At 70.9% G+C, this 13,323-nt stretch carries 12 protein-coding genes; 3 read left to right on the plus strand and 9 right to left on the minus strand.

Annotated elements, in window-relative coordinates; all coding sequences use genetic code 11:
- Positions 1-11: 11 nt before the first annotated feature.
- Entirely contained in the window at positions 12-977 is a 966-nt protein-coding gene (locus OG534_RS08355; RefSeq protein WP_326587450.1) for an NAD-dependent epimerase/dehydratase family protein, read from the minus strand.
- A gap of 34 nt (positions 978-1,011) precedes the next feature.
- A complete protein-coding gene (locus tag OG534_RS08360; protein ID WP_326587451.1) occupies positions 1,012-2,016 on the minus strand; it encodes a ScbA/BarX family gamma-butyrolactone biosynthesis protein in 1,005 nt (334 codons plus the stop codon).
- Between the two features lie 96 nt (positions 2,017-2,112).
- Here OG534_RS08360 and OG534_RS08365 point away from each other — a divergent pair, with 96 nt between their 5' ends.
- Together OG534_RS08365 and OG534_RS08370 are read left to right on the plus strand one after the other, a co-directional pair.
- Entirely contained in the window at positions 2,113-2,814 is a 702-nt protein-coding gene (locus OG534_RS08365) for a ScbR family autoregulator-binding transcription factor (RefSeq protein ID WP_326587452.1), read from the plus strand.
- Positions 2,815-3,011: 197 nt separating this feature from the next.
- Positions 3,012-3,470 (plus strand): MarR family winged helix-turn-helix transcriptional regulator, encoded by a 459-nt coding sequence (locus OG534_RS08370; protein ID WP_326587453.1) that lies wholly within the window; start codon positions 3,012-3,014, stop codon positions 3,468-3,470.
- A 62-nt stretch (positions 3,471-3,532) separates the two neighbouring features.
- Here OG534_RS08370 and OG534_RS08375 read toward each other — a convergent pair whose 3' ends face one another.
- From OG534_RS08375 to OG534_RS08405, 7 genes are all read right to left on the minus strand, one after another.
- Entirely contained in the window at positions 3,533-4,384 is an 852-nt protein-coding gene (locus tag OG534_RS08375) for a 3-hydroxybutyryl-CoA dehydrogenase (RefSeq protein WP_326587454.1), read from the minus strand.
- A 29-nt stretch (positions 4,385-4,413) separates the two neighbouring features.
- Positions 4,414-5,775, minus strand: a complete 1,362-nt coding sequence (gene ccrA, locus OG534_RS08380; RefSeq protein ID WP_326587455.1) for a crotonyl-CoA carboxylase/reductase — start codon at positions 5,773-5,775, stop codon at positions 4,414-4,416.
- A gap of 114 nt (positions 5,776-5,889) precedes the next feature.
- A complete protein-coding gene (locus OG534_RS08385) occupies positions 5,890-6,636 on the minus strand; it encodes a 3-oxoacyl-ACP reductase family protein (RefSeq protein ID WP_326587456.1) in 747 nt (248 codons plus the stop codon).
- A gap of 80 nt (positions 6,637-6,716) precedes the next feature.
- Positions 6,717-8,357, minus strand: a complete 1,641-nt coding sequence (locus OG534_RS08390; protein WP_326587457.1) for an FAD-binding oxidoreductase — start codon at positions 8,355-8,357, stop codon at positions 6,717-6,719.
- A 1-nt stretch (position 8,358) separates the two neighbouring features.
- A complete protein-coding gene (locus tag OG534_RS08395) occupies positions 8,359-9,597 on the minus strand; it encodes an MFS transporter (RefSeq protein ID WP_326587458.1) in 1,239 nt (412 codons plus the stop codon).
- 66 nt (positions 9,598-9,663) lie between these two features.
- Complete coding sequence (locus tag OG534_RS08400) at positions 9,664-10,890, minus strand: cytochrome P450 family protein (protein WP_326587459.1); 1,227 nt, start codon at positions 10,888-10,890, stop codon at positions 9,664-9,666.
- A 90-nt stretch (positions 10,891-10,980) separates the two neighbouring features.
- Complete coding sequence (locus OG534_RS08405) at positions 10,981-12,222, minus strand: acyltransferase family protein (protein WP_326587460.1); 1,242 nt, start codon at positions 12,220-12,222, stop codon at positions 10,981-10,983.
- A gap of 128 nt (positions 12,223-12,350) precedes the next feature.
- Here OG534_RS08405 and OG534_RS08410 point away from each other — a divergent pair, with 128 nt between their 5' ends.
- Positions 12,351-13,259, plus strand: coding sequence for an NADP-dependent oxidoreductase (locus OG534_RS08410; RefSeq protein WP_326587461.1), 909 nt, complete (start codon positions 12,351-12,353; stop codon positions 13,257-13,259).
- Positions 13,260-13,323 lie beyond the last annotated feature (64 nt).

A 13,323-nucleotide genomic window follows, 5' to 3' on the forward strand; every position in this document is an offset into this window, starting at 1 on the left:
GCAGGACGCCCTCAGGCGCGGCGGGCCGCGAGGGCGTCGCGGTACCAGGGCGCGTACCGCCCGAACCCCTCGGCGAAGCCCGGCCCGGGCCGGCAGCCCGTCAGCTCCCACAGCCGCGTGCTGTCGTACCAGTGGTCGACGGTGAACAGCGTGAGCCGCCGGGCCCGTAGCGGATCGCCGTCCGCGCCCAGCAGTTCGGCGGCCCGGGCGGCCGAGACCTCGCCCTGCGGCAGCGGCAGTCCGAGGTGTCCGGCCACCACCGACACCAGCTCGCGCACCCGGACGGGTTCGGGATGGCCGGCGTGCAGGACCTGACCCGCGATCCCGGGAACGGGACGCAGGACCAGGGCGGCGACGGCCCGTGCCAGGTCGTCGGCGCCGACCATCGAGACGAGCGCCCGCCCTCCGTCCACCCAGTGCGGAATCCGCCGTACGAGATCCGCGAGCGCCGGCACCACCCAGACGTCGCCCGCCCCGTAGACGAGGTGGGGGCGCAGCACGGTCCCCCCTGCCTCCAGCACCCTCCGCTCGCCGGCGTGGCGGCTGACGCTGGTGGGCGAAACCGGTGCGACGGCGATCGCGCCCTCCGCCTCGCCCCGGTGGGGGCCGTTGCCGTACACCGCCGCGGTGCCGAGCTGGATGATCCGGCCGACGCCGGCGCGTGCCGCCTCGGCCAGCAGGGAGGCGGTGCCCTCCGCGTTGACGGCGTGGCAGCGCTCCTCGTCGCTGCCGATGTGCGCGGCGAGGTGGAGGAGCACGTCCACTCCGTCGCACACCCCGCGCAGCGACGCGGGGTCGGCGAGGTCGCCGTGTACCGTCCCCACGCCCGGTGGCAGAGCCGCCGGGGGTGTGCGCCGACGGGTCAGGAGGCGCAGGGCGGGTGGGGCCGCACCGTCCTGCGGGGAGGACAGACGGCGGAGCACATGGGATCCGATGAACCCGGTGCCTCCCGTGACGAGCACCCGGGGTGCGGGCATGCGGGGTCCGGCCTTTCGGTGGTGGGGCGGCGCTCTACGCGGCCTGGTGCGGGCTGTCGGACGGGCCGCCGGCGAGCGTCGCGACGAACACCGGCTGACCGTCCTGGTGGCCCGTGACCCTCACGGAGGGGCCGGATCCCCCGTTTCCGCCGACGACCCGCGCCTCGATCCAGCACGGCGAGGAGAACTCGGCGTAGCGGCTGAAGCGGATGCTGCTGGACACCGGGTAGAAGGTGGCGGGGGTCACGGCCCGAGCGGCCTGGAGCGCCGCCGCCACCAGGACCATGCCCGGGTAGTGGTCGTTCGAGCGGCCGGACACCGAAGGATGCCGGTGGTCGGTACGCAGTTGCCAGCGCCCCGGTCCCGCGGCGGGGGCGAGCATGACCTCCCTGGCGTCGAGCGCCGCGGCGATCTCCGGCGCGGGCGGCGGCGGGGTGGCCGGCAGGCGCTCGCCGAGCCGGCGCGCCCGTATCCTGCGGTACGCGGCCGGCGAGGTGATGGTGAGGTCGCCGCCGCCGGCGGCCACGGTGTCGGCACCGATGCGGATGGCCATGTGACAGTGCATGCCCGCCAGTCGGCCGCCGCGGTTGCGGACGTCCGAGCAGTCGACCTCCACCGTCACCTCCGCGGGCGTGGGGCCCACGCGCAGGTGCTCCGGCCGGGCGGTGTGGCTGATGTCCCACATCACGAAGTGGTGGTCCATCGGAACGCCGAACTCCGCGTGCGCGAGGAGCATCGCGGTCTGGCGCAAGGTCTCGGAGATGACGAGCGGTGAGTACCGGCCGGCCACCGGCCCGAAGGACGGGTGGTCGTGCGGCCACCGGACGGTGGCGAGGAAGCGGGTCTCACCGGTCCGCTCCCAGGTGACGGGCAGGACGTCGGTGGCCGAGGTCCGGTGCACCAACCGCTCCGGAACCCTTCGGGCCTCGGCCCGAGGCTGCGGCACCAGGATGCCCGGTGCCTTCTTATGCCGAACACGGTCCTCAAACGTATGCAAGGCCATGGTTCCCCCCATTGGCAGACAAAGAAGCGCAGGCATTCAAGATCATCCGCGCTGGCTGATATAGTACGTGCATGCCGGTTTTAATTTCAACGGCTATCCACCTGGCGAGACACCGCGCGAGAGGAACGACACGTGGCACAGCAGGACCGCGCGATCAGAACACGTCAAGCGATCCTGCAGTCGGCCGGAGCCATCTTCGCGGAGCGTGGATACGAAGGCGCCACGATCAAGGACGTTTACGACAGGGTGAATGTCACCAAAGGGGCTTTCTACTTCCACTTCAGGTCCAAGAAGGAGCTGGCGGAAGCCGTACTCGGCGCCCAGGTGACGAACTCGGGTTTCCCCGTGGTCCCCAGGGCATTGAAACTGCAGGAACTCATCGACGCGGGCATGGTGTTCGCCCACCTGCTCACCCATGACCCGGTCCTCCAGGGAAGCATCCGGCTGTCGCTGGACCCCGCCATGACCGATACGGACCGGCGCCAGCCCTTCCAGGCCTGGATCGACCAGAACCACCGGGCCCTCCAGGCGGCCCAGGAGCACGGCGAGCTGCACCCGCACGTCGACGTGGCGGACATCGCCCACCTCATGGTCGGCGCCTTCTCGGGAGTCCAGCTGCTCTCGCAGGCGATGACCGATCGCAGGGACCTGGAGAGCCGGATCTCCGTGCTCCTCACCCATCTCTTCCCGACGGTCACCGTTCCGGGAATTCTTGCCCGCCTCGACATGGCTCCCGACCGCGGAGTCCGCGTGCTGGCCGAACTCCGGCAGGCCGCCGGGCCCGTTGCCGGCGAAACAGAAGGGCCCGGCGCGACGCATCGGGCCGGGCACTGAAAACCGGCTCGGAAGCACGGTCCGCAGGGGCTGCCGCCCCTGCGGAAAACGGATTCCGCCGCCCATGCGCTGTGCCGTTCGAACACGCCACAACGCACTACTTCTTTCCGCACCCACCACCTTTGTCCGAATATTTGCGCGAGCATTAATATTGCGCGAACATTGACGGGTAACCAACGGTGCTGGGGAAAGAAGACATGGCTGCTGCTCAAGCGCGTCGCGACGATGAACTCGACACCTGGCGCCGCCTCGTGGTCCTCACCAACCAGATCTCCAACACCCTCGACAGGCGTCTGCAGCGCGTCCACGGCGTGAGTGTCGCCGAGTACACGGCCCTCGTGGTCATGCAGGAGAACAAGCGTTCCGGCGGCATCCGCATGCAGGACCTCGCCGACGCCATCGGGTTGAGCCAGTCCACGGTGAGCCGGCTGGTGGCCCGCCTGGAGAAGGACGGACTCACCGAACGGACGATCGGGGCCGAGGACCGCAGGGTGACGTACGCGCACGTCACCGAGGCCGGGGAAACCGTGGTCGCCGAGGCCGCCGGCACCTTCGCGAAGGAGTTGCACACCGCGATGGACGTCGCGGCCTTCGACCACCGGACCGCCTCGCTGGTGGCCCGTCTGCGGCACGACCCGGCCGCCCCCGCGGGCTGACCCGGGACTCCGGGGCGGGCGGGGGCGGCCGGGCTGCGGTGTGTCACGGCGGACGGCGGCGTTCAGTAGGTGTAGAAGCCGCGGCCCGACTTCCGCCCGAGCAGTCCGGACTCGACCATCCGAAGCAGCAGCGGCGGGGGCGCGTGGAGCGGCTGCTTGGTCTCCTCGTACAGCGCCTGCGCGATGGAGACGGTGGTGTCCAGACCGATGAGGTCGGCGAGCCGGAGCGGCCCCATCGGATGGGAACAGCCCGACTCCATTCCCCGGTCGATGACTTCCGCGGTCGCCAGCCCGCTGTCCACCATCCGGATCGCGGACAGCAGATAGGGGAAGAGCAGCGCGTTGATCAGGAAGCCGGCCCGGTCCGGTGCCTGGATGACGGTCCGTCCGAGGGTGTCGGTCAGGAGCGCGTTCGCCCTGGCGACGGTCTCGGGAGCCGTGAGGACCGAGGGGACGAGCTCGACCAGCGGCAGCACCGGGACCGGGTTGAAGAAGTGGATCCCGACGACGTGCCGGGGGCGGTTGGTCGCCGCGGCCAGCCGGGCCACCGACAGCGAGGAGGTGTTCGTGGCGATGATCGCCCCGTCGTCCTCGAGGACCTTGTCGAGGGTGCGGAAGACCTCCAGCTTGGTCTCCTCGTCCTCCCGGACGGACTCGATCACGAGCTGCCGGTCGGCCAGCTGCCCCATGTCGGTGGTGAAGGAGATGCGGCCCAGCGCCGCCGACCGGTCCGCGTCGGTGATCCGCCCGCGGGCCACACCCCGGTCGAGGGAGGCGACGATCCTGTTCAGCCCCCGCAGCCGGGACTCCTCCGAGCCGACCGCAACCCGTACGTCGAGCCCGGACCGTGCCGTCAGCTCGGCGATTCCGGCACCCATGATGCCGCAGCCCACGATTCCCACCGTTTCCACCATGGCCGTCCTGCCCTTCTGATCTGCGCCGGTCAGCCGGCGAATGCGGGTGTGCGGACTGCGCGTTCGGTGCGCAGGGGGTTGAGGCGGTCCTCGCCGATGCGGGCGCGCAGGGCGGGATCGGTCACGCCGAGCCCGGTCTCGGGGGCCAGCGCCAGGACGCCGACCTTCCCGGTGTGCCGGTTGAGCTGGACCCTGCGTGCGGCCTCGGCGCTCTCCTGGAGGGAGTGCACCTCGGAGAGGATCGGCATCAGGCGCCCCAGCCGGAACAGCCGGTTGCATTCCCACTGTTCCTGGAGATTGGCGGCGTGGCTGCCGATGATGCGCTTGAGGTTCATCCACAGGTAGCGGTTGTCGAAGGTGTGCTGATAACCGGTGCTCGACCCGCAGGTGACCACGGCCCCGCCGCGACGGACGACGAAGACGGAGATGCCGAAGGTGGCCTGACCGATGAAGTCGAAGACCACGTGCGGGTCCTCGCCCACCTGTTCGCGGATGGCCCGGCCCAGCCTCTTGCCGAGTTCGATGGTCCGCTCGGGCGTCAGGGGCTCGTCGCCCCCCAGGCCGATCTCGTTGCGGTTGATCACCACGTCGCAGCCCATCCGGCGCAGCAGTTCCGCCTTCGCCTCGGAGCCGACGACGCCCACCGGGATTCCGCCGGCGTTCTTGACCAGTTGGACCGCGAAGCCTCCGAGGCCGCCGGTGGCACCCCAGATCAGGACGATGTCCCCCTGCTTGATCCGTGCGCCCCGGTCACTGACCAGCATCCGGTAGGAGGTCGCGGCGGTGAGCATGGTGCTCGCCGACTCCTCCCACGTGAGGTGCGCGGGCTTCTCCAGCAGCTGGCTGGCCCGTACGACGGTGTAGTGGGCCAGTCCCCCGAAGTTCGTCTCGAATCCCCAGATCCGCTGTTCCGCGCCCATCATGCCGTCGGCGTGGGTGGCCGGCTCCTGGTCGTCGACCTGGACGCAGGACACCACCACGTGATCGCCGGTCTTCCAGCGCCGCACGCCGGCGCCCACCCGGACGATGACGCCGGAGGCGTCGGAGCCGAGCACGTGGTACGGGAGGTCGTGGCGGGCGGCCCAGCCGCCCTGCCGGGCGAAGCGCTTGAGGAAGGAGTAGGTCGGCACCGGCTCGAAGGTCGCGGACCACACCGTGTTGTAGTTGATCGAGGAGGCCATGACCGCCACGAGGACCTCGTCGGGGGCGATCTCGGGCATCGGCACCCGGCCGACGTGGAGGGACTTGCGCACGTCCTTGTCGCCGACGCCGCGGAACATGGCCGCGTCCTCCGCCAGGGTGTGGACGGCGAGGTAGTCGTCCGGGAGCGGCTCGCGCTCGAGCTGCTCCGCGGTGGCACCGTTCAGCACGGCCTCGGCCAGGGAATCCATGTCAGTCCTTCGTCGTCGGCGCGGGCGGCCACGGGCGGTTGGCTTGGAGCGGTGTGCGGGAGGTGCGGACGGAACGCGGGGGACGGTCCCGTCCGCACCTGCTCGGGGGAAGCGTCAGACGACGAGGCCGCCGGCGGCCGCGATGTACTGGCCCGTCACGTAGCGGGCGTCGTCGCTCGCCAGGAAGCCGACGATGTCGGCGACGTCGTCCGGCTGGCCGATGCGGCCGAGCGGCATCATCTGGGCGATGGTGTCGAACTGGTCCTTGATCGGGGCCGTCTGGTCGGTCTCGATCAGGCCCGGCAGCACGGAGTTGACGGTGATCGCGCGGCCGCCGAGCTCCTTGGAGAGCGCGAGGCCGAGGGCCTCGACGGCCGCCTTGGTGGCGGCGTACGCGCCGACGCCCGGGAACGCGGCGTGCGTGTAACCGGTCGAGATGTTGATGATGCGACCGCCGTCGCTCACCTTGGCCGCGGCCTGGCGCAGCGAGTAGAAGGTGCCCTTGAAGTTGACGTCGACGACCTTCTCGAAGGTCTCGTCGTCCAGTTCGGCGATCGGGCCGTTGCCCGCGATGCCCGCGTTGTTCACGACGATGTCGAGCTTGCCGAAGGAGTTGAGGACCTCCTTGTAGACGCTCTCGATGTCGTTCTTGACGGCGAAGTCGGCCTTGATCGCAATGGCCTTGCCGCCGGCGGCGACGATGCTGTCGACGACCTCCTGCGCGGCGGCCGCGTTGCTCTGGTACGTCACGGCGACTTCGGCGCCGTCCGACGCCAGGCGCAGGGCGATGGCACGGCCGATGCCGCGGGAGGAAGCGGTGACCAGAGCGGACTTGCCCTGCAGGCGACCCGTGGAGCTCATGGAAAAACCAGACCTTTCGGCGGGGTTGGAAGGGATGACATGAAACTTACCCGGAGATAGTTTCATTCGCAAGCATGTAATCAGGAAGGAAGTTCAACGGAGAGCGCGTGCCGGAAGACGTTGCGCGGGTCCCACTTGGCCTTGACCTGCCGCAGCCTGGGGTAGTTGTCCTTGTAGTAGAGGCGGTGCCACGGAATGCCCGAGGAGTTCCAGGCCGGGTCCCTCACGTCCGCGTCCGCGTAGTTGATGAACATGCCGTCCGTGACGCCGTCGAGACCGGGCACGCCCCCCGTCTCGCTGTAGAGGTCGCGGAAGAACTCCCGCAGCCAGGCCAGGTGCTTCGCGTCGTCCGCGGGACTGGTCCACAACACGGCGGTCTGCACCTTCAGGACCGAGTCCCGCTGGGCGACCGCCGTGGCGTCCGGGGCGAGCGTGTTGACCTTGCCTCCGTACGCGGAGATCAGCATCAGCGCGCCCCCGTAGGAGTAGTCGGTGCGCGTCAGGTGCCGGTACATGGCATCGACCTGGGCGTCCGTGAAGTTCTTCCGCTGGTAGGCCGGCTTGCCCTTGAAGCGGAACAGCGGGTCCGGGCCGGTGAACCCGGACCACTGGGTGGCGTGCAGCCAGGTCACCTTGCGGTGGTCCGCGACCTGCGCCGTGACGCCGACGCCCGCGCCGACGTAGGCGATGAAGTCCTGGAGCATCCTCTCGGCGTTCGGGACGCCCGCATCGACCTGGGTGGTCAGCGAGACGGCTCCCCCGGCCTTGTGGGCCGGCTTGAGCTCGCTGAACAGCGCGAGCTCCGGGGCGTTCGGGCCGCTGAACCGCACGTGCCAGTCGCCGTAGTTCTTCATCAGCTGTGTGAACCCGGCCCGGGTCAGCTCGGCCCAGGACCAGGAGACGGTCGAGATCCACACTTCGGAAGGCGGCTGCGGCAGCAGCTGCGCCGGATTGCTTCCCGAGGCCCCGGGGGTGCGCAGCCAGTAGCGGGTGACGACACCGAAGTTGCCGCCGCCCCCGCCCGTGTGGGCCCACCACAGGTCGCGGTGGGGGTCGGAGGGCTCCCGCGTGGCGATCACCGCGCGCGCCGTTCCGGCGGCATTCACCGTGACCACCTCGACCGCGTACACGTAGTCGCTGATCAGGCCGAGCTTGCGGGACAGGGCCCCGTATCCCCCGCCCTGGATGTGACCGCCCGCGCCGACCGTCGGGCAGGCGCCGCCGGGGACCGTCACTCCCCAGGTCTTGAAGAGGACCTCGTAGACGTGCCCGAGCTTGGCACCGGCCTCGACGACGAAGGCGTTGCGGCCGGTGTCGAAGGAGACGGCGTTCATCCGCGACAGGTCGACGACGACCTTGACGTCGGGGTTGGCGACGAAGTCCTCGTAGCAGTGGCCGCCGCTGCGGACCGCGATCCGCTTGCCGGCGGCGACCGCCTCCTGGACCGCACTGACCACGTGGGCGGTGGTGGCGACGACGCGCACCGATTCCGGGGTGCCGACGAAGCGGGCGTTGGTGCCGCGCACCAGGTCCGGGTACCGCACGTCGGACGGCCCCACCGTGGCCGCACCCCCGGAGGTCAGGCCGGTCGACACCGTCGGCTCCGTACCGGCCGCGAACGCGGACCGGGCGCCGGCCAGCCCCGTGCCGCCGAGGACGGCGGCGCCCGCGCCGACGGCGGTTCCCGCGACGAACCGTCTGCGGGTCGTTGTGTTGCTCACGTCATACTCCTTGGCTATCGGTCGAATGTGCGGCGGTCCGCCCGCCGGGCGTCGCGGGAGCGGGGGTCGCCGAGGCGTGGAGGTGCGGTACGGCGGCCCGTCGTTCGCCGCGCCACTCCCACCACGCGATCACGCCCCCGGCACAGGTGAGCAGCGATCCGGCGGTGAAGACGGCCGTCAGCCCGAACCCGGCGTCCAGCACCCGCCCGCCGAGCCAGGACCCCGCTGCGATCGCGGCCTGGACGGAGGCGATGCTCATCGACACCGCGAGGGTGGGGGCGCGGCCCGCCGCCGAGTTGAGGATGCGTGCGCCCAGGCCCGGGTTGAGGGCGAAGAACAGCACGCTGAAGGCGATCAGTGCCGGCACGGTCGCGACGGGGTGGGACGCGACGGCGGCAAAGACCAGGAGGACCAGGGTGAGGAGTCCGAGGAAGACGGTGAGGGATCCCAGCAGCGCACGGTCGGCCAGCTTTCCGCCGAGCGCACCGCCCGCCAGCGATCCCAGCCCGAACAGGAACAACAGCACGGTGACGGCCTGCGGGCCGAAACCGCTGACGTGTTGCAGCACGGGGGTCAGGAAGGTGAAGGCTCCGAAGCCGCCGGTCATCGCGACGACCGTCATCAGCAGGGCCACCAGCACCCGGCGGTCGCGCAGCACGCCGAACTCCGCCGAGACGCCGCCGGAAGGGGCGGCCGCGGTACGGGGAACCAGGACCACCACGGCCACCAGCGCGGCCAGGCTGAGGAGGGTCACCCCCCAGAACGTCGCGCGCCAGGTCCACTGCTGGGCCAGCATCAGCCCCAACGGCACCCCGAGGATGGTCGAGAGGTTGACGCCGATGATGATGCGGGCCACGGCGCTGCCCGACTTCGCGGGTCCCGCGATCTCCGAGGCCGTGACCAGGGCGATCGCGAACATCGTGCAGTGGGCGAGGGCGGAGGCGACCCTCGCGGCCATCAGCGTCCCGTACCCCGGTGCCAGCGCCGCGGCGAGATTGCCGGCCGTGAACAGGACCAGCAGCCCGATGAGCAGGGGACGGCGGGGAAGTCTGCTGGTCAGCAGGGTGACGAGCGGACCCCCGACGACCACGGTCACGGCGTAGCCCGAGACCAGCAGGCCCGCTTGGCTGAGGGACACTCCGAGATCGGTGGAGAGCTGGGGAAGCAGTCCGGCGATCACCGACTCGGCGGTGCCGAGGCCGAACACGCTGAGCACGAGGGCGAACAGGGGCGCCGGCATGAGGAGGTCCTCCCGGAGGAACGTGCGGCGGAACGAGGAGCGAGGGGATGGGGACCGCACGGTGGATCAGCTCAGGTGCACGGGGAGTTCGAAGAGCCCGCGGATCAGCAGCCCCTGGCGCCAGCGCAGGAGCTCGGCCGATGCCGCGAGCCGGATGCCGGGGAAGCGGCTCACCAGGCTGCCGACGGCGATCTGGCCCTCCATCCGGGCCAGCGGGGCGCCGAGGCAGTAGTGCAGGCCCTGACCGAAGACGAGGTGCCCGGAGTCGCCCCGGGTGATGTCGAAGGTGTCCGGGTTCTCGAAGCGCTGCGGGTCGCGGCTCGCCGAGGCGAGCGAGATCAGGACCGGTGCCCCTTCGGGTATCAGGACGCCGCCGACGTCGATCGGTTCGGTGGCGAAGCGCCAGGTGGCCACCTCCACCGACCCCTCGTACCGCAGGAACTCCTCGACGGCTCCGGTGATCAGCGACGGGTCGTTCTGCAGCAGTGCCATCTGGTCGGGGTGCTGCATCAGCGCGAGCATCCCGTTGGCGATCAGGTGGACGGTGGTCTCGTGGCCGCCGACCAGGATCAGGAAGGACATGGCGGTCAGCTCGGCGTGCGAGAGCCTCTGGCCGTCGTCACGGGCCTCGATGAGGGCGCTGATCAGGTCGTCGCCCGGATTCTCGGCCTTGTGCTCGATCAGCTCGGCGATGTAGGTCCCGAGCTGGAGCGAGGCGTCGGCGACGCGTGCGTGACCCGCCTCGTCGGCGACGAGGGTGGAGAGCGCGGTCGACCACTCGTGGATGCGGTCGACGTCGTCGAGGGGGACGCCGAGCAGCTCGCAGATCACGGTGACCGGCAGACGGAAGGCGAATTCCCGGAGCAGGTCGACCGGGCCCTCAAGGCCTTCCATGTGGTCCAGCAGGTCGTCGGTGATCTGCTGGATCCGGCCGCGCAGGGATTCGATCCGGCGCGGGGTGAACCCCTTGTGGACCAGCCGCCGCAGCCGCGTGTGGTCCGGCGGGTCGACGTTGAGCAGGTGGCGCACGAGGGAGGCGTCCTCGCCGTCGGTCGGCTGGGCGACGGTGGCCCGCCACTGAGCTGCGACGCGGTTGGGGTCCTTGCTCAGCCGCTCGTCCGTCAGCGCGTCCTTGGCGTCCGCGAAGCGGGTGACGAGCCAGAACTCGCCGCCGTCCGGCAGGGTCATGTGGCTGACCGGGGCCTGGGCGCGGAGGCGTGCGTAGAGGGCGTACGGGTTCGGCTCGCCGCCGAATCCGATGGATTCGGGCTTGCTGGATGTTGCCGTGGTCATGGGGTTCTCCCGAGGCTGAGAAGTGGTCGTGGTGGCGACGTCGGACGGCTCGGTGCCGGCCCGATCGGACGGTCCGGTCAGACGGCCCGGTCAGACGGTCCGGGCGGGCTCGCGTGCCGACCCGGACCCGGCGTCGTCGGACCCTGCGTCGGCCCCGGACCCGGACCCGGACTCCGCGCCGGAGCCTGCCGCGGTGCCGGGCGTCCGGTGCGCGGCCGCGCGGTCGGCCTTCGGCTTGCTCCAGCGCCGCATCGCGGGGTTCTCCACCCACGCGTGCAGGGCCCAGGCCACGAGGAGGCTGAGCACGAGACCGCCGGCCAGCAGCAGGATGCCGGTGGCGACGTCCCACCCCTGCGGGTGGCCGAGCTTGCCGCGCACCCAGATGAGTACGACCACGTGGACCAGGTAGAAGGCGTAACTGACCTCGCCGAGCCACGTCGTGACGCGGCCGCGCAGGAGGGTGCGCCTGCCCTCGGTGTCCGCGACGGCGGCGGCGGGGACCAGGAGGGCCAGGGGGATGATGGTGGCGGCGTTCAGCCCGTAGACGTACGGGAGTTCACCGGCCAGGGCGTAGCAGGCGAGGAAGAGCAGCGCGGCCGGTCCCACGCCGACCCGGATCCAGCGGCCGTTCATGACGAGCTTCGCCAGCAGGATGCCGAGCAGGAAGTCCAGGGCGCGCACGGGCGGGAAGGCGTAGACGAACCAGAACTGGTACAGGCCGATCGGCTGGCCGTCGGGCATGGCCGGGTCGGCCGGCAGGACGAACTGCGCGAAGACGGCGACCGCGAAGACCGCGGCGACGGTACCGCCGGCCCACCACCACAACCGCTCGACGCGGATCTTGTTCACCCAGCGCAGGAGCAGCGGGAAGGACAGGTAGAAGAGGACTTCGCAGGCGAGCGACCAGCTCGGCGGATTGACGCTGAACAGCACGTCGTACCGGGGGAACCAGGACTGGATCAGCAGCAGGTTGGGGACGGCCTGGTGCCACTGGGTGGCCGTGGAGAGCAGCAGCAGCGCGGCCACGAAGGTGACGACGTGGTTGGGGTAGACCTTCGCCACCCGGCGCCGCAGGTAGCGGCCGAACGTGTCCTTCTTGCGGGCGGACCAGGTGAGGACGAAACCGCTCAGGATGAAGAAGAAGGAGACGCCGACGTGTCCGGCGTTGATGAACAGGTCCCGGTAGAAGGACACGACGTCCTGGTCCGAGAAGACGTTCACCCAGATGCCGTGGTGCAGGAAGACCAGGACGGCGGCGATGAACCGTATGCCGGTCAGCGAGGGCAGCCGGGAACTGCTCCCCGTCGCAGGGGATTCCGTGGTTCTGGGCATGGGGGAGGAACCTCCGGGAGGGCAGGGGGCGTTGGGGCGGTGACGCCATCCTAGGAAGAGTAATATGCTTGCGCAAGCATTTATGATGTACGGAGTTTGTTCGTTCCGACCTGTCGAAAGGCACCACCATGCGCGCGCTGACCCTGCCCCAGTACGGCGACCCCGACCAGCTGACGGTCACGGAGGTCCCCCGTCCGGCCCCGGGGCCCGGGCAGATCCTCGTCCGTACCGCGGCGACGGCCGTGAACCCCGTCGACCTGCTCGTCCGTTCGGGCGCGCTGGCCGACAGTCTCGCCCACCCCTTCCCGCTCATCCTCGGCTGGGACCTGTCCGGCACCGTCGAGGCCGTCGGCGAAGGGACGGACCGCTTCTCCCCCGGCGACCGGATCGTGGCCATGTCCGCCCAGTACGCGACCGGTGTGGGCACCCACGCGGAGTACGTCGCCCTGGACGCGGCCCTGGCCGCCCCCGCCCCCACCACCGTCGACCTGGTCCACGCGGCGGCGCTGCCCCTGGCCGGCCTCACGGCGTACCAGGCACTGGAGCGGGCGGCCCTGCGGGCCGGCGAGACCCTCCTGGTCAGCGGCGCCGTCGGGGCCGTCGGCGGGTTCGCGATCCAGCTCGCCGTCTCCAGGGGCACGCGCGTGATCGCGCTCGCCCGGCCCGAGGACGCCGAACTCGCCCGCGCACTGGGAGCCGAGAGCGCCATCTCCTCGGCCGGGCCCGTCCCCTCCGGCATCGCCGACGTCCTGCTGGAGACGGCGGGCATCGCACCGCGCGTCATCGGCGCGGTGCGGGACGGCGGGCGCGCGGTCTCCGTCTACGCCCCCGAGCCGCCCAAGGAGGAGCGCGGGATCACCGTGTCCCAGACCTTCGTCGAGCAGGACGGCGACCAGCTCGCGACCCTTTCCGGCCTGGTGGACGAGGGCGTCCTCACGCTGCGCGTGGCCGCGGTGGGCGACTTCACCGAGGGCCCCGAGGCACACCGCCGGCTGGCCGTCGGCGGCACCCGCGGCAAGCTCCTGCTCACCCCCTAGGTGGGTCGTCGAAGTCCCGGCGCCCGTGAGGCCGGTGGCTCCGCCGGCCTCGCGGGCCCGGGCC

Source organism: Streptomyces sp. NBC_01294 (assembly GCF_035917235.1).
GTDB lineage: Bacteria > Actinomycetota > Actinomycetes > Streptomycetales > Streptomycetaceae > Streptomyces > Streptomyces caledonius.

Bases quoted from the DNA above. Each gene is read 5' to 3' on its own strand.
- OG534_RS08370 (WP_326587453.1), top strand. From the start codon at position 3,012: ATGGCTGCTGCTCAAGCGCGTCGCGACGATGAACTCGACACCTGGCGC.
- OG534_RS08405 (WP_326587460.1), bottom strand. From the start codon at position 12,222: ATGCCCAGAACCACGGAATCCCCTGCGACGGGGAGCAGTTCCCGGCTG.
- OG534_RS08385 (WP_326587456.1), bottom strand. From the start codon at position 6,636: ATGAGCTCCACGGGTCGCCTGCAGGGCAAGTCCGCTCTGGTCACCGCT.
- OG534_RS08410 (WP_326587461.1), top strand. From the start codon at position 12,351: ATGCGCGCGCTGACCCTGCCCCAGTACGGCGACCCCGACCAGCTGACG.
- OG534_RS08355 (WP_326587450.1), bottom strand. From the start codon at position 977: ATGCCCGCACCCCGGGTGCTCGTCACGGGAGGCACCGGGTTCATCGGA.
- OG534_RS08375 (WP_326587454.1), bottom strand. From the start codon at position 4,384: ATGGTGGAAACGGTGGGAATCGTGGGCTGCGGCATCATGGGTGCCGGA.
- ccrA (WP_326587455.1), bottom strand. From the start codon at position 5,775: ATGGATTCCCTGGCCGAGGCCGTGCTGAACGGTGCCACCGCGGAGCAG.
- OG534_RS08395 (WP_326587458.1), bottom strand. From the start codon at position 9,597: ATGCCGGCGCCCCTGTTCGCCCTCGTGCTCAGCGTGTTCGGCCTCGGC.
- OG534_RS08400 (WP_326587459.1), bottom strand. From the start codon at position 10,890: ATGACCACGGCAACATCCAGCAAGCCCGAATCCATCGGATTCGGCGGC.
- OG534_RS08360 (WP_326587451.1), bottom strand. From the start codon at position 2,016: ATGCCTGCGCTTCTTTGTCTGCCAATGGGGGGAACCATGGCCTTGCAT.